This is a genomic window from Candidatus Vallotiella sp. (ex Adelges kitamiensis) (assembly GCF_020342435.1).
Taxonomy (GTDB): domain Bacteria; phylum Pseudomonadota; class Gammaproteobacteria; order Burkholderiales; family Burkholderiaceae; genus Mycetohabitans.
In genome coordinates this window covers 1,014,030-1,029,973 of record NZ_CP080504.1, presented here as the reverse complement: position 1 = coordinate 1,029,973, position 15,944 = coordinate 1,014,030, and the positions used below count along the sequence as shown (strand labels likewise).

Sequence of the window (15,944 nt, the reverse complement as noted above, 5' to 3'; positions counted from 1 at the left end):
TCCAATAGCCCGTCAGACGTTCCAACTACGACTATCTCATTCAATATTCCACTACGCGATGCGCGCGATGCTTTCGAGCGGGCGTACTTTGAATATCACCTCGCTCGTGAGAGCGGTAGCGTAACACGCGTCGCAGAAAAAACTGGGCTGGAACGTACCCATTTGTACCGAAAGCTTAAACAGATTGGCATTGAATTAGGTAAAAATAGGCGCGCATAATAACAACGCTTTCTTATAGAAACTTGAGGGCAGCGACCGACCTTGATATAATTACTCTCTGGCATGGCCCGGTAGCTCAGTTGGTAGAGCAGCGGACTGAAAATCCGCGTGTCGGTGGTTCGATTCCACCCCAGGCCACCACTAATATAAAAATTATAAAAATAAAAAATTCGGTGCGTCTTATTTATAAACTCCAGTTTATAGAGGGCGAAGCATAAATTTTCGGCATGGGTCTTATAAAGACTAAGTATTTGTACATGATATGTACTATAGTATGTTCTATATCGCTTTTTAGCGTGCTAAAACTGAAATAAATTATGTGTTCTAGTTCTATCTAGATAGAACAATATAATCATTAAGCTAACCTGTGAAATTTAAATAGTATTCTCGCTTACACTTCTCTCTAGCTTTCTATAGCCTGAACTAGAGCTTCCCAAGCATTTTACTATATGAGTACCAGGCTTATTAACAAGCCTGGGTAGAAGCTATCGCTTTTATAGAATGTAATGTAGATACACTTCCGAAGAATAAACGAGCTGATGATGCGCTCATATTATATAAATATAGTTTTCAGCTGACGAATTATTATCTGGTAGAATTTTTGCTTTTGTAAGAAAGAAATATTAGGTGCACCAATACAACTAAGTTTATAAAAAAATAATAAAAGCCAAAGTTCCACTACTGCTTCCTCAGGCCCAGTGGGCGTAAGTAATTGAGGTGAGTAGCAATAAGATGCTATATTCCCTTTTAGTTAAGAAACTATAATAGTGCTTTGTATATACGTCCAGCATGGTGCGCTTGTATTATCTTTCGGTGGGAAAGATTTTACCAGTGTCTTATGTAGTACTGGTACATGTTTATTAAGTTGAAACTATATGGCTGACTATTTATAGTCAATCATTATATGAATTTCGATTTTGAAAAAGGTTTCGCGATATATTAGTTTATTTTTTATATTGTTGGGGCGACTGACTATGACTCAGTAACGATTATCATTTTAATTATCGGTTCTAAAGTTTATTAGCGATACCATAGTAATGCTTAGGATGCAGATCAAGACTGCAAGATATATCAAGTGTTTTTAATATTTGTAGTCAGTCAATACTTAATATTTATAATAATTTCTGATGTTTTTTATATCAGTATAAGCTTGGTATGAAGAGGTATATGTAAAACTGATTTTTAGAAAACTTGATGATGGCAATCATCACATTAAAGTAGCGAAATTATACTGCATCTAAATATAAACTAGCGTATCGTGCTTAAAATTCCGCTAATGTAATTAGACCGGGCGATTATTCAATCTAAGTTTATAGTGTCGAAGCCCTAGTCAAGTTTATCTACCTGTTGATTCAGATGCATAAGTACTTAAGTATCCTATGAAATAGAAACCAGTTCACCCCATTTACCATTATTTTCATACTCACATTCGACGTAAGCTATCGTGACCCTAGATCACTGTAGCGAGCACAAAAAATTGCATTACCATTAGTGCGTACTTAAAATCTATTTTTAGAGTAGGCTGGTTGATAAGAGAGCAAACTAGCGTATAAGTAATAAACTTTTCTGACGCAAAGCGCTGAGTAATAGAAGGTTTAGTGAATGCGCATGTTCAATGCTGATTGTTAAGAGCAGACTATACGAGTCTATTCTCTACTGGAAATGCTACTTAATTATAAGTTTTTACGATAAACAAAACTGAATTATTAAAAGTTGGTAGACAAGACTTTTATAAGTTTTGATTATATTCACAATGTGAATGATAAGAATTTTTGTCTATCTAGGATATCCCTGATATAAATTGCCTGATTTCCAATCTAATGTTTACTATTTATTTTATATAATTTTTTCTCAAAAAGATTCTTCATATGCCTAGCGTTAGGTAATTCGGCCTTTTTAAGGCTCTTATGTACAGAGACCAGAGTGGTTATGCGTGAGTATAGAGGATTTTCTGAACAATGCTTTTTGGGCATTTATATTAAAAATATATATGAATCATTTAAATAATAGCGCAGTATTTTCTTTATTATCAGCTTTGCATTAAGCGTTTTTGTCGTGCGACACTCATAATCATTCCGGTCGCGATACCTAGTGTGATGAGCGCGGTACCGCCATAGCTTATAAATGGTAGCGGTACGCCTACAACAGGAAGAATACCACTAACCATACTGACATTAACAAATGCGTACATAAAGAAAGAGAGTGCCAGTGCTCCAGCCAGCAATCGGCTGAACAATGTAGGACCATTGGCTCCGATATATAGGCCACGTGCGACAAGAAGAAGATATAAAAATAGTAGAACGAGACCGCCGGCCAGACCAAACTCTTCGGAGAAGACAGCAAAAATAAAGTCCGTATGTTTTTCCGGGATAAACTCTAGGTGTGCTTGAGTTCCCTTAAGCCAGCCTTTACCGAAGATTCCGCCAGAGCCAATTGCGATAACTGCCTGGATTGTATGAAATCCTTTACCAAGTGGATCTAAACTTGGATCAAGTAATGCGCAGACACGCTGTTTCTGATAGTTATGTAGTAAAATCCATTGGACGTCTGGCTTACAAATTTTCTCCTCAGTAGCAATTAATGAGCCGATGCCAATTACTAAGGCTAATATTAGCGGAATGATTAGTTTAAAGCTTAGACCCGCAAAGTAGATTACAAATAATCCTGTAGATAGTACCAGTATAGCAGTACCTAGGTCGGGTTGTTTAGCTATTAGCCAGACTGGCACTGCCAGGATAACTAAACCAATCAGATAGTCATACCACTGTGTCACACCCTCGCGGCGCTGGTAGTACCACGCTAGCATTAGCGGCGTAGCAATTTTTAGAATTTCAGATGGTTGAATCACAATACCGACATTAAGCCATCGTTTGGCACCCTTTTTAGTTAAGCCGAATAGTGATACAGCGATAAGTAGCGCCACTCCGAAGGAGTAAGCAGGAACGGCAAAACGTATAAGCGTCTGTGGAGGTATATTCGCAATTATCCATATCAGTACTAACGTTAGCAAAATATTGCGGATCTGATCTTCGACCCGCCCAGGTATATTCATACTAGCACTATATAGTGTGAGTAGGCCTAAACATAGCAACAAGGAGACGATTAGCATAAATGGCTTATCAAATCCAGAGAACATCCATCTTGCACGTCCAACTAGTATACGCGACTCGATAGGCATAGTGACTCCTGGTGGGCTGGGATAATGCCTTGCGCGCCCTTTACAGATCGATTCAACATAGCAAGAGCGTGTTGCCTAAAAAGAATAGCTCCTGATCTGTTAGGAGTTCATATAAAGCAGAGATCTGTTGTTTAGCGAGAGCTTGTTCTTCTGAAGACAATATCTAGGACCATAGTTCCACTGTTTAAGGGGCTGATATTGATGATGTACCAATAGCGGTGGTAGCGCTTTGGGATAACAGCCCACTGTGAATATTTTTATCTGCTGCATTTGCATTTGTAAGAATTGACTCTACCGTTACTATTGATGTTTTGGCTGGATTCGATACCCCCCTTATTTGGGTGTGCACATTGCTACAGTTAGTTACTGGAGTTGGTATCTCGATGGTGGTAGCTTTCGAATTAAGCTGGGCACGGTCTATAAAATAACGATCAAGCACTGTACGGGCAATAGGGCTAGCTGCACGAGCTCCCCAGCCACCATTCTCAACAATTAATGCTAGAGCAATTTTCGGTCGATCGACTGGCGCGAACGCAATAAATAGAGCATGATCACGCAAATGCTCTGATAATGCACGTGCACGATATTTCTGTCCCTGTAGCGAAAATACTTGCACTGTACCAGTCTTACCAGCCGATGTATAAGGTGCGTTACTAAAGATTTTATACGCAGTCCCGGCTGGGCTGTCCATCACGCTTTTCATCGCATGCTTTATAACGTTAATATCTTCTTGCGTGATGCCTTTAATTCGCCCGCCGAATTTAGGTTCCGTCAACTGGAATTCTCGTGTGCTTGGTTTTTCGATATCTTTGACTAGATGGGGTTTCATGATCACACCATTATTTGCTAGCGTTGCGACAGAATGAGCGAGTTGTAGTATCGTATATGAATTGTAGCCCTGCCCAATGCCAAGACTGATTGTTTCGCCTTCGTACCAACGCTGCTGCTCGATCTTGCGATAAGCACGTTTTTTCCAGTCGGTAGATGGTAAAACACCGCGTGCTTCGCCCTCGATATCGATACCAGTCTGCCGGCCAAATCCCCATTGCTTCATAAAATTCGCGATTGTGTTGACACCTAGATCATGCGCTAGCATGTAGTAATACGTATCATTAGACACAACAATTGAGCGATACATATCAATCCAACCCTGCCCCTGTAGCACATCATTATGGAATGTGTGCCCGCCAAACCTGTAAGAGCCTGGATCCTGGAATCCCCACGTTGGTGTACGCTTATGTGTAGCAAGAGCAGCTAGCGCCATGAATGGCTTATATGTTGAGCCTGGCGCATAAGTGCCACATAGTGGCCTATTCAGTAGCGGGCGGGCGGGTGACGTATTCAGTTCATCCCAAGCTATTTGATCAATACCATCAACAAATAGATTTGGGTCAAAGCTAGGAGACGATACAAATACAAGCACGTCGCCTGTTGATGGTTCAATTGCTACTAGAGCTCCACGCTTGCCTAAAAATGCGTGTTCTGCGCTTTGTTGTAGGTTAACGTCAAGTGAGAGTCGAAGATTATTGCCGGGTATAGCTTGGGTACGGGATAGCGTTCGCACTGGGCGCCCTCCTGCGGTTACCTCAACTTCTTCGAGGCCTGTTACGCCGTGCAACTCAGTCTCGTAGCTTTGCTCAACACCGATTTTTCCGATATAGTCGGTCCCATTGTAATTGTTCCTATTAAGTCGTGGGTCGTAGTGTTCTGAGTCACTGTCGTTTTTTTCGCTGGCTGAATCGATATGTTCTTGATCGCGTTGTGAAATACGACCTATATAGCCGATTACATGTGCTGCGCTTGTACCAAGCGGATATTGCCGAAACAACCGTGCGCGCACCTCCACACCTGGAAACCGGTAATGCTGCCCGGTAAAGCGGGCTACTTCCTCGTCGCTGAGTCGCGCACGAATCGGTAAGTTCTCAAAGTTTTTTGAATCTTCCTGTAGCTTCTTAAAATGACGGCGGTCATGCGCATTAATATTAACTACGCTTGATAGCTGTTCTATAATTTCATCTAATGAGCCCCTAATCTTCGATGGCGTGATCTCTAACGTATAAGCTGAGTAGTTGTTCGCTAGCACTACTCCATTACGGTCGACAATAATGCCGCGATTTGGTGTGATCGGCACAACCGAGATGCGATTTTCATCAGCCTGTAACGAATACTTGTTATGTTTCCAGACTTGTAGATATAGAAAACGACAGCTAAGTAGAGTGAAGCATGCAAGTACGAATACGCCTGCAGCGATCACGCGGAGCTTAAATCGTGCTATTCTCCGATGAGAATTATTAAACTCTCTCATCTTCAGGCAGTTCCGGTTAAATCGGTCGTGTGTCGTCTGGATCGACTACACGTTTCTGCGGCAATAATAGCAATACGCTTACAACTGGCCAAAGCAGCGCGCTAATCAAGCCGTTTAGTAAGCAGCTATATCCTGGAAATGCGCCACCAAAGATTAGCCGAATTATAAACGGCACAGCCTGCGCAATTACTAGAAGCGGCATCACAAAAAAAACCTGCGCACCTAGAGATAGCCATAAAACGCGCCGGTGCACCATAATTGCCCCGTACGATAGCAATGTATAGGCAAGCGCATGCTCTCCAAATAAGCTTGCGTCATGTACATCAATCAACAGCCCCATCAGAAATGCAATACCCATGCCAACTTTGTGTAGTTGATGCACGTTCCAGAACAGGAGCACAATCGCAACAATATCGGGAACACCAATCCACGTACTCCATGGTAAAAAATTAAAAAAAAATGCTATGGCTAAACTAAACGCTATAAAATACAGATTAACTGGAAGTAAAATATAACAGGGGCGATTCATCGCTATGCTCCGACTGCTCCGGCTAATATAGTTTGAGCAGATGTGGTAGCCGATTTCGTAGTATGACTATCAGCGCTCTCTTTCGAGTCTTTGCTTTTTTTATCTTTTGCCTTATCGGTAGGCTTATTGTTAGTCATGTCTATGGGACGTGATAGCCGTCTATCTGCATCGTAGCGTAGCACTAACAACTGGTGAGTGCTCCTCACTGAGGTAATCGGATTACAAACTACTCGAGCAAACGTAGTATCCGCTTTTTTATCAACGAGAATAACTTTAGCTACCGGTAGTCCTGGCGGGTAAATGCCATCTAGCCCATTTGTTACCAATTCATCTCCAATTTTCACATCAGCGCTAGTCGGTACAAACCTCAGATCAAGCACGTCTCCCTTAGGGGAACCATAAATCACGCTGTAAATACCTGTGCGTAATATCTGAACCGGTACTGCCTGGTCTTTATCGGTGAGCAGCGTAACTTCAGATTGCAAAGGAAAAACGCGCGTGATCTGCCCGATGATGCCTTTTTCGTTCACTACTGGTGCACCCGCCTGTACATTCTGTTGCTTGCCAGCAGAGATAATAACCTTTTGAGTGAACGGGTCTCGTGTATTGTAGCGAATCTCAGTAGGCGTCGTCTGTATTGTTGAATTTCGTTTCAAACGAAGTAGCTCGCGAAGATGTTCATTCTCGGTTAGCAGTTGGGCTGCTTGGGACGTAAGCACTGATAATTGTAGATTCTTATCGCGCAACATTTTATTCTCGTTACGTAACGAACGGACCGTAACGAACAGATTCGTGCCACTGACAATCAAATCTCGTGGTACAAGCGCTGCACATTGTATAGGATAAAGCCCTGTATCGATCACTTTACGTACAGCTTCAAACGCTTGAAAACGAGCGTCTGCAACTAACAATGCGAGCGCAAGACTAACAAATATAAGAAGACGCGCGAGCGCAGAAGGCCCCTGCTTAAATAAGATCGGTGGACTATATTCCATGATCGACGTCTGAAACTGCGTCTACTTCAGCTGAATCATTCGTATGAAAAGATGCTGCTGAGCTTATCTATCCGCTCGAGCGCTATTCCGGAGCCACGCACTACGCACGTAAGTGGATCTTCAGCTACCAGAACTGGCAGTCCTGTTTCTTCCGCAAGTAGTCGATCTAGATCGCGTAACAGTGCTCCGCCACCGGTTAGTAACATGCCCCGCTCGGCGATATCAGCGCCGAGCTCCGGCGGGGTCTGCTCTAGTGCAATCTTGACAGATGAGACAATCTGGTTTAGCGGATCAGTCAGTGCTTCCAGGATTTCGTTGCTCGAAATTGTAAAGCTACGCGGAATTCCTTCGGATAAGTTGCGACCTTTAACCTCTATTTCTTTCACTTCTGATCCTGGGAATGCCGACCCAATCTCTTTTTTGATTGCTTCAGCAGTTTGCTCACCAATTAACATGCCATAATTTCGGCGGATATAGTTAACAATCGCCTCATCGAATTTATCGCCTCCGACCCGTACTGAACCTTTGTATACAATTCCGCCTAGCGAAATAACACCAACTTCGGTGGTGCCGCCACCGATGTCTACAACTAAAGAGCCAGTTGCCTCCGATACTGGTAGACCAGCACCAATTGCTGCGGCCATCGGTTCCTCGATAAGGTAGACTTGTGATGCGCCCGCGCCAAGTGCAGCTTCGCGAATCGCTCGTCGCTCAACCTGAGTTGATCCGCATGGCACGCAGATGATAATCCGTGGCGATGGAGAGAACATTTTCGATTCATGTGCAGTTTTAATAAACTGTTTAATCATTTGTTCAGTAACACGAAAGTCGGCAATCACCCCATCTTTCATTGGTCGAATTGCCTCGATGTTTCCTGGCACTTTGCCGAGCATTTGTTTAGCTTTTCTGCCTACGGCTTGGATCATCTTTTTTCCGTTTGGTCCACCTTCTTGGTGGATTGCAACAACCGATGGTTCGTCGAGCACGATACCTTTGCCACGCATGTATATTAGTGTGTTGGCAGTACCTAGGTCGATTGCCAGATCGTTCGAGAAATAGCTATGGAGAAAACCGAACATTAAAAATCCTGTCTCGCGGATACCAGTCGCGAGAAATATTTATATGCGGCGGCGGGTAAAATAATAACTTCGGTAGAAGTCCAAAAAGTGGCTACCGCGCAGTCACAAAGCTGGGAGAGAATAAATTTTATCGGCACAAGCGAAGGGCGCATATAGGTAACACGAATGCTACAGCCGTTAGGATACGCGCGTGCGGAAGACATTGCTGAAAAGTGGCAATAAAAGCCAGAGTTTAAGGCTAATTTCCAATTATACCTTATAATTAAGACACTTTCGAAGAAATGTGGGGATGTTCTGCCCTCTTTCCTAATTCTTGGTAACCTGTATGGCCCTAACTTCCGCTGATGTACACCGCATTGCGCACTTAGCTCATATTGAGCTTGGGCAGCACGAAAGAGCTCATATGCTCGATCAACTAAATCAGTTATTTAGTTTTGTCGAGCATATACAGGCTATAGATACAACCGGAATCGAGCCACTTTCGCATCCGATACAACAGATAGAAGGGATTGCTCTGAGACTGCGAGAGGATATTGTGACAGAGAACGTTTGGCGCGAGGATAATCAGAGATACGCACCTGCTGTGCAAGACGGTCTGTATCTAGTACCGAAAGTAATCTAATAATGTAAGAAACTAGAAAGTCGTACCATGCATCAAAAAAGTCTTACTGAATTGCGTGCTGCGCTTGATATGAAGCAAATATCGGCGTTCGAGCTCGCCCAGCACTTTCTGAAGCGTATCGAGGCAGAACGTGAGCTAAATGCTTTTATAGATGTGAACCCACAGCTGACTTTAGATACGGCTCGTGCAGCTGATCAACGGCTTGCGCGCGGTGACCAAACACCGCTTCTTGGCCTACCAGTTGCGCATAAAGATGTGTTTGTAACACGTGGATGGAAGTCTAGCGCCGGATCTAGAATGCTAGCTGATTATATAAGTCCATTCGACGCGACAGTCGTCGAGCGGCTCGCAGTAGCAGGTATGGTTACGCTGGGTAAGACCAATATGGATGAGTTTGCGATGGGCTCATCCAATGAGAATTCTTTTTTTGGTCCAGTACGTAACCCTTGGGATCGTAATGCAGTTCCTGGCGGTTCCTCTGGAGGTTCGGCTGCGGCAGTGGCTGCTGCATTGACACCTATAGCTACTGGCAGTGACACCGGTGGCTCAATTCGCCAGCCAGCCTCGATGACTGGGGTCACCGGTATCAAGCCGACTTACGGCTGCGTATCCCGGTACGGGATGATCGCGTTTGCGTCGTCCCTTGACCAAGGGGGGGCAATGGCACGTTCGGCAGCAGATTGCGCACTGGTTCTGGGGGCAATGAGCGGTTTTGACCCACGAGATTCGACAAGCATGCAACGCGACGCGGAAGACTATACTTACCTTCTAGGTAAGCCATGGAAATATACTCACACACTATCTGATCGCTCACTTTCCGGACTACGTATTGGGTTGCCACGTGAGTACTTCGGCTCAGGGTTATCAAGTGATGTATGGACAGCAATTAATATAACCTTGCAGCAATATGAAGAGCTTGGCGCGACACTAGTAGAAGTATCTCTACCCAAGACAGAGTTATCAATACCAGTCTACTATGTAATCGCGCCAGCAGAGGCTGCATCGAATATGTCGCGTTTTGATGGCGTACGATATGGCTATCGTTCCGCTAAGTATTGCGATCTACTCGATATGTATAAAAAGACGTGCTCAGAGGGATTTGGTGCAGAGGTTAAGCGTCGAATCCTGATCGGTACGTACGTACTATCACACGGCTACTATGATGCTTACTATCTTCAGGCTCAGAAGATTCGCAGAATTATCGCTCAGGACTTCCAGGATGCTTTTACGCAATGCGATATGATCATGGGGCCGGTATCGCCAGGCGTCGCGTGGAACCTTGGTGAGAAAGTTGATGATCCGCTGCAAATGTATCTTGCGGATATCTATACGCTCTCTACAAACTTAGCTGGATTGCCAGGTATGAGTATTCCATGTGGCTTTGGCACCGGTATTTATGCGGCGCGCCCAGTAGGTTTGCAAATTATTGGAAATTATTTCAATGAAGCCCGAATGTTGCAAGTTGCCGATGCGTTCCAACGTGTCACTACCTGGCACCGGAAAGTGCCTGCGGGGGTTTAGCTATGGAGTGGGAGCTAGTAATTGGACTTGAAACACATGTACAGCTATTAACTAAGTCAAAAATTTTTTCTGGGGCCTCAACACAATTTGGAGCCAAACCAAACACGCAGGCCTGTGCAATTGATCTAGCTTTGCCTGGAGTACTGCCTGTTGTAAATCGAGCCGCTGTTGAGCTAGCAATACGTTTTGGACTTGCGATCGACGCAACGATCGCGCCGCTCAGCGTGTTTTCTCGCAAGCATTATTTTTATCCAGATTTGCCAAAAGGCTATCAGATCAGCCAGTACGAGTTGCCGATTATACAGGGTGGCTCGATCAAGATCCTAGTAAAGGCAAACAAAGAATCTAGCGACGATGCGTATTATAAAACTATAAAATTAATTCGTGCACACCTCGAGGAGGATGCTGGAAAATCTTTACACGAGAATCTTTCTGGAGTAACCGGTATAGATCTAAACCGAGCCGGCGTACCGCTGCTAGAGATCGTAACTGAGCCAGATATACGTAGCGCCGCTGAAGCGGTAGCTTATGCAAAAACATTGCATTCACTAGTTGTTTGGCTAGATATTTGCGATGGAAATATGCAAGAGAGCTCTTTCCGCTGCGACGCGAATATATCTGTGCGCCGACTTGGAGAGCAAACATTCGGCACGCGCGTTGAGATTAAGAATCTCAATTCATTCCGCTTTCTAGAGGAAGCTATCCAATACGAAGCATACCGCCAGATTAGATTGATTAAAGATGGCAGAAATGTTGAACAAGAAACTCGGCTATACGATGCAAACCGTAGAAAGACTCAGCTAATGCGTAGCAAGGAAAATGCGCATGATTATCGTTACCTTCCTGATCCTGACCTAATGCCGCTTGTAATAGACGGCGAGTGGATTGCTAAAATCCGTCGATTCATACCAGAATTACCAGATAAGATAAAGTGCCGTTTTATAAAGCAATATAGCTTACTTGAGTATGAAGCGAGCGCACTTACAACATCAAAAGCTCTTTCTACGTACTACGAGCAGGTAGTATCTAAGGTGGGCATTAAAAATTCGAAAATAGCGGCAAACTGGGTAATAAGTGAACTTACATCGCAGCTGAACCGCGATGAAATAAAAATCGAACAGACACGGATATCAGCTGAACAATTAGCATTAGTTATCATGCGGATCACCGATGGCACGATCTCGTATAAAAAAGGCAAGGATATTTTTAGGATAATCTGGGAAGAAAATGCCTCTGATGATATAGCAGCTGACCGCATCATTAACGTAAAAAGAATTAAGCAAATCTCAGATAGCAGCTCGCTCGATATTATCCTAGATAAAGTTCTGGCCGCTAATCCAAGGGTCATTAACGAATATCGAGCAGGTAAGGAAAAAGCATTTAATGCGCTAGTTGGTCAAGTAATGAAGGCTACACAAGGGCAAGCAAATCCCAAGCAAGTTAACAAACTTCTAAAGAAGAAGCTATCCTAAAAATGCATAGCAAGTTTATTATCCTGTTATAGATAGTGATTCTGCTTGAGTTTACAAGTACTGAAATAACTATTGACGTACCATTCTTTTTTTTATTCTTGTAACCTAGCATTAGCTACTCTTCTCTTGAGAAGAAACTTACTATAGTTATTTACAATATATTTGTTAAATAATCTATGGTCATCAGCTATTGTTAGCTAACCCGTCTACATAGGAAATAACTATGCTGAGAGTCGTTACAGCCAACCTTAATGGCATACGTTCTGCTGCGAAAAAAGGCTTTTTCGACTGGTTGTCTAACCTAAACGCGGACATTGTCTGCGTGCAGGAAATTAAATGCTCGCAAGATGATATGACACCCGAATTTCTTATACCGAACGGCTTTAGAGGCTATTTCCAGTATGCGAAAAAAAGGGGTTATAGTGGCACTGGTCTTTATACCAAGCAGGAACCGGATAGGTGCATCATCGGCTTCGGTAATAAATCGTTCGATCATGAGGGGCGCTATGTCGAACTACGCTACGGCAATTTATCACTAGTATCAGTTTATATACCGTCCGGCTCAAGTAGTAAAGAGCGGCAGGCCGTTAAATACCGTTTTATGGACGATTTTTATATGCATCTAAATAAACTTCGCCTCGAGCGTGAAGTAATTTTCTGCGGTGATATAAATATCGTACATAAAGAAATCGACATCAAGAATTGGAAAAGCAATCAGAAAAACTCTGGGTGTTTACCCGAAGAACGCGCGTGGCTGAGCAGAGTATTCAGCGAACTCGGCTATATAGACGTTTTTCGTACGTTGGATACTCGGCCTGAACAATACACATGGTGGAGTAATCGTGGTCAAGCCTATATAAAAAACGTCGGATGGCGAATCGATTATCAGATTGCGACGGCTGGTGTTGCCTCGACAGCTAGGCGTACATCAATCTTTCATGATATTAAGTTTAGTGATCATGCACCGCTAACAATTGATTATGAATATGAACTATCTAACATGCGCCCTTAGTAACGCGCTTGCGTATAACTGATATTACTTAAACGAACCCCGCCTGCTATGCAGATGAAGCTGTTATGATAAAAATCACACACTACTCTAGTTTAACGTGTTTTCCATGGTGCGATCCGTGGTAATAATAGCATCCCTGGAATTGCTAGTATGGCGCACAGCAAAAAAAACTCAAACCATCCAATTTTAGAAACAATATAGCCAGCACCAGCATTAGCAAATGTTCGAGGTACTGATGCGAGGCTAGTAAATAACGCGAACTGCGTTGCAGTATAACGCGGATCAGTTGTCCCAGCGATATATGTTGTAAACGCGGCTGTACCTAGACCTGTAGCGAATGCCTCGAGGCTTATAACCATGGCCAGTCCGGGTAGTGTATAACCCGTTCGAGCGAGTGCTGCAAAACCGAGTACCGCAACTATCTGCGCGATGCCAAAAATCCATAAACCGCGGGCTGTGCCAATTCGCATTAGCCACATGCCACCAAAAATGCCACCAGCAATGCTTGCCCAGAAGCTGCTAGTTTTAGATACTAGTCCAATTTCAGTTTTTGTAAAGCCGATATCTAGATAGAACGACGTTGCTAGCGAGGTTGCCATATTATCGCCGAGCTTATATAGAAAAACGAACGCTAGCAGAATCAGGGCTTGTTTTGCACCATCACGTGCGACGAATTCCCGAAATGGCATTAGCACAGCCTCTTCTAGAGAATGAGGTAGTGTGCTCTGTATATGCGGCTCGCGTAACATGAGGGCTGTCACCACGCCTGGAAGCATAAACGCCGCAGTGACAGCAAAAACTGTCGACCAAGGAAAATGGTCCGCTAAAATTAATGACATCGAACCAGGTATAAGAGAGGCCAGCTTATATGCGTTGACGTGGATTGCTGTGCCTAGACCTTGCTCAGTATCTTTTAACAGTTCGCGTCGGTATGCGTCGAGCATAATGTCTAGGCTCGCACTTGCGAATGCAAGAGCGGCAGCAAGTATAGCTACCGTTCGTATCGAGTTAGTCGGCGATACAAAGCCGATCGTAGCGATTAGAATTAAAACGCCGATCTGGGTTAGTAATATCCAGCCGCGTCGGCGACCAGGGCGCCATCGGCCAAATCTAGGCACAAAGCGGTCCATTAGCGGTGCCCATACAAATTTCCACGTATACGGAAATTGCAACAGCGCGAAGAGACCAATAGTCTTGATATCAACGCCGCCGCTACGAAGCCACGCCTGTACCAGATTTAAGAGTGTGAAGAGCGGCAGGCCCGATGTAAATCCAAGAAACACGCATATTAACATACGTGTATTGAGGTAGAGTCGCCAACCTGAGTGAGAATCGTGTTCGGCTAGTGTGCGGGCTTCGTAAGGCGGAGTGGACATGAGTTTGCGGTGAACGAACGGGGCCGGTCAAATTTTGGGCGTGATGGCCTAATAATAAGGCTACTACGTTAGTTTGTCCTGTATTGGATTGCGCATGGAATGCTCTAAGCGAAAGCTTGCATGCCAGCGAGCGCGCTTTTATCACCCCAGCGAAATGCATAATGACTAGAAAGGCATGCATTATAAGATTGTCTAGTAGACAGGTCGATACTTATAAGTCTATTTAAGACAAGGCAGGGGTTAAAGTTATTAATATTAATCATACAAAACTATGTTATATCGAATAGCTTGCGTGCGTCCACTTTGTTGTCTATAGAGATTAAATTTTAGCTCATGTTCATACATCCTCGCTACATAGTAGGCTGTGCTTAGCCTTAGCACGTGACAGACAAACGTCATTTGGAGGAGGAACATTGAGTACGTTAAAGATCTCAATTATTAGTTCCTAGTCAGTAAGCAACAAACTACGTTTAGCCATAGTAATACAGTGAGCTGACAGGTGTTTAGAACATCAATACCGATTGAATCATCTTTTTGTCTATGTTTTATTCGCCTGCTTAGGGTGTGCAAAAATACTGATAATTGCTTGAGCCAGATCTTGGGTGCGCATGCCTGTGATCGAATTAGTAAATTGATACAATAATCTACTAGACACTGCGTACAATACGCTTTCTTGCAGTTTAGCAAAAGTCAGCGAGATCGCATCATTACTCCAAAAGACTGTTTAGTCGGGATTTCGAGCCATATTGAGTGCTAAACGCGTCCATCAATAATATGTACGAGTGTACACCACTCTAGCTGCGCCTAACGCAGACGAAATTTTAGCAACATGCTATCCGAAATCATACTCTCAGCGAGTAGTAAATCGATATCATATTCTGATAAATCCCTGAGTGGTACACCGATTTTGTCTATTACGCCCACTGTATTTGTCGTGATGACTATTTCCCGATTTAATTGCGACTGCTAGCCTGGCCCCAGCTACATCTGTGCTAATATTATACGCGAGCCCGTCTCTTCTAAACCCGTTTGGCGACATACCCCGGGATAAATATATTATTCTGAAGCATCTGTACAACTGCTGGATTAACTTCCTTAATCTCGCCAACTTAACCAATATAAAGGATATTTACCCGGTTTTTCTTTATCCTATATTAGCAGTTTGTGTGTATAGATTAGTCCGCTATCCCTTCCTGTTGAGCCAATGCGTGACCACCAAAATTGTTAATTAGTGTGACTATATTTTGTTGTACTTGGTTTCTGATCGCCCACGCTATGATCTTCATCATTTCCTAGTTTGTTACACGCATGCCTTGTACAAATATGTTCTGCTTTTTAATTTTCTTGAGCCCTTGGTCAATCTGAGGGGGCCTCCGCTATGGATAATAACTGGATTAATTCCTACTCGCTTTAGTAAAACTGCATCGTGTGCAAAACTTTGTTGTAAGTGATCCTCTATCATCGCATGGCCACTGTATTTAATCACAACAGTTTTGCTATGATATTGAGAGATATAAGGTAGTGCTTCCGCAGGAATTTTGGTCTTTAGCACGGATGAGATCGCTGAAAGATCCTTAGTATCAGACATAGTTTTAACGGGCTAAGGAGGAAAATTCTATTTTACAGAGTTGAGATG

General features: G+C 43.5%; 10 protein-coding genes, 1 tRNA gene and 2 pseudogenes. 6 read left to right on the top strand and 7 right to left on the bottom strand.

Annotated elements, in window-relative coordinates; translation table 11 throughout:
* Nucleotides 1–30: 30 nt before the first annotated feature.
* A pseudogene (locus K0T93_RS04555) lies at nt 31–219 on the top strand (helix-turn-helix domain-containing protein); the annotation flags it as partial.
* Between the two features lie 65 nt (nt 220–284).
* Nucleotides 285–360 (top strand) — tRNA-Phe (locus K0T93_RS03870).
* Nucleotides 361–2,248: 1,888 nt separating this feature from the next.
* Here the strand turns inward: K0T93_RS03870 and rodA are convergent.
* From rodA to K0T93_RS03845, 5 genes are all read right to left on the bottom strand, one after another.
* Nucleotides 2,249–3,397 carry a rod shape-determining protein RodA gene (gene rodA / locus K0T93_RS03865; RefSeq protein WP_225721363.1) on the bottom strand — a complete coding sequence of 383 codons (1,149 nt, stop codon included), beginning with the start codon at nt 3,395–3,397 and terminating at the stop codon, nt 2,249–2,251.
* A 184-nt stretch (nt 3,398–3,581) separates the two neighbouring features.
* Complete coding sequence (gene mrdA / locus K0T93_RS03860) at nt 3,582–5,702, bottom strand: penicillin-binding protein 2 (protein ID WP_225721362.1); 2,121 nt, start codon at nt 5,700–5,702, stop codon at nt 3,582–3,584.
* Between the two features lie 16 nt (nt 5,703–5,718).
* Nucleotides 5,719–6,231, bottom strand: a complete 513-nt coding sequence (gene mreD, locus K0T93_RS03855) for a rod shape-determining protein MreD (RefSeq protein WP_225721361.1) — start codon at nt 6,229–6,231, stop codon at nt 5,719–5,721.
* A gap of 2 nt (nt 6,232–6,233) precedes the next feature.
* Nucleotides 6,234–7,226, bottom strand: a complete 993-nt coding sequence (mreC, locus tag K0T93_RS03850) for a rod shape-determining protein MreC (protein WP_225721360.1) — start codon at nt 7,224–7,226, stop codon at nt 6,234–6,236.
* A 35-nt stretch (nt 7,227–7,261) separates the two neighbouring features.
* Nucleotides 7,262–8,305, bottom strand: a complete 1,044-nt coding sequence (locus K0T93_RS03845; RefSeq protein WP_225721359.1) for a rod shape-determining protein — start codon at nt 8,303–8,305, stop codon at nt 7,262–7,264.
* A 325-nt stretch (nt 8,306–8,630) separates the two neighbouring features.
* Between K0T93_RS03845 and gatC the strand changes: the two genes are divergently transcribed.
* The 4 genes from gatC to K0T93_RS03825 all read left to right on the top strand — a co-directional run bounded on the left by gatC (nt 8,631) and on the right by K0T93_RS03825 (nt 12,932).
* On the top strand, nt 8,631–8,927 hold the full coding sequence (gatC, locus tag K0T93_RS03840) for an Asp-tRNA(Asn)/Glu-tRNA(Gln) amidotransferase subunit GatC (protein ID WP_225721358.1): 297 nt from the start codon (nt 8,631–8,633) through the stop codon (nt 8,925–8,927).
* Nucleotides 8,928–8,954: 27 nt separating this feature from the next.
* Nucleotides 8,955–10,448 (top strand): Asp-tRNA(Asn)/Glu-tRNA(Gln) amidotransferase subunit GatA, encoded by a 1,494-nt coding sequence (gene gatA, locus K0T93_RS03835; protein WP_225721357.1) that lies wholly within the window; start codon nt 8,955–8,957, stop codon nt 10,446–10,448.
* A gap of 2 nt (nt 10,449–10,450) precedes the next feature.
* Nucleotides 10,451–11,920, top strand: coding sequence for an Asp-tRNA(Asn)/Glu-tRNA(Gln) amidotransferase subunit GatB (gene gatB / locus K0T93_RS03830; protein WP_225721356.1), 1,470 nt, complete (start codon nt 10,451–10,453; stop codon nt 11,918–11,920).
* A gap of 223 nt (nt 11,921–12,143) precedes the next feature.
* Nucleotides 12,144–12,932 carry an exodeoxyribonuclease III gene (locus tag K0T93_RS03825; RefSeq protein ID WP_225721355.1) on the top strand — a complete coding sequence of 263 codons (789 nt, stop codon included), beginning with the start codon at nt 12,144–12,146 and terminating at the stop codon, nt 12,930–12,932.
* Between the two features lie 92 nt (nt 12,933–13,024).
* On the opposite strand, the gene K0T93_RS03820 is transcribed toward K0T93_RS03825, so the two are convergent.
* Both K0T93_RS03820 and argB read right to left on the bottom strand, forming a co-directional pair.
* Nucleotides 13,025–14,308, bottom strand: a complete 1,284-nt coding sequence (locus tag K0T93_RS03820) for an AmpG family muropeptide MFS transporter (RefSeq protein WP_225721354.1) — start codon at nt 14,306–14,308, stop codon at nt 13,025–13,027.
* Between the two features lie 756 nt (nt 14,309–15,064).
* A pseudogene (gene argB, locus K0T93_RS03815) lies at nt 15,065–15,896 on the bottom strand (acetylglutamate kinase); the annotation flags it as partial.
* Between the last annotated feature and the right edge of the window lie 48 nt (nt 15,897–15,944).

Coding starts and splice junctions, on each gene's coding strand:
- rodA (WP_225721363.1), bottom strand. CDS start 3,397: ATGCCTATCGAGTCGCGTATACTAGTTGGACGTGCAAGATGGATGTTC.
- gatC (WP_225721358.1), top strand. CDS start 8,631: ATGGCCCTAACTTCCGCTGATGTACACCGCATTGCGCACTTAGCTCAT.
- K0T93_RS03845 (WP_225721359.1), bottom strand. CDS start 8,305: ATGTTCGGTTTTCTCCATAGCTATTTCTCGAACGATCTGGCAATCGAC.
- gatB (WP_225721356.1), top strand. CDS start 10,451: ATGGAGTGGGAGCTAGTAATTGGACTTGAAACACATGTACAGCTATTA.
- K0T93_RS03820 (WP_225721354.1), bottom strand. CDS start 14,308: ATGTCCACTCCGCCTTACGAAGCCCGCACACTAGCCGAACACGATTCT.
- mreD (WP_225721361.1), bottom strand. CDS start 6,231: ATGAATCGCCCCTGTTATATTTTACTTCCAGTTAATCTGTATTTTATA.
- mrdA (WP_225721362.1), bottom strand. CDS start 5,702: ATGAGAGAGTTTAATAATTCTCATCGGAGAATAGCACGATTTAAGCTC.
- K0T93_RS03825 (WP_225721355.1), top strand. CDS start 12,144: ATGCTGAGAGTCGTTACAGCCAACCTTAATGGCATACGTTCTGCTGCG.
- gatA (WP_225721357.1), top strand. CDS start 8,955: ATGCATCAAAAAAGTCTTACTGAATTGCGTGCTGCGCTTGATATGAAG.
- mreC (WP_225721360.1), bottom strand. CDS start 7,226: ATGGAATATAGTCCACCGATCTTATTTAAGCAGGGGCCTTCTGCGCTC.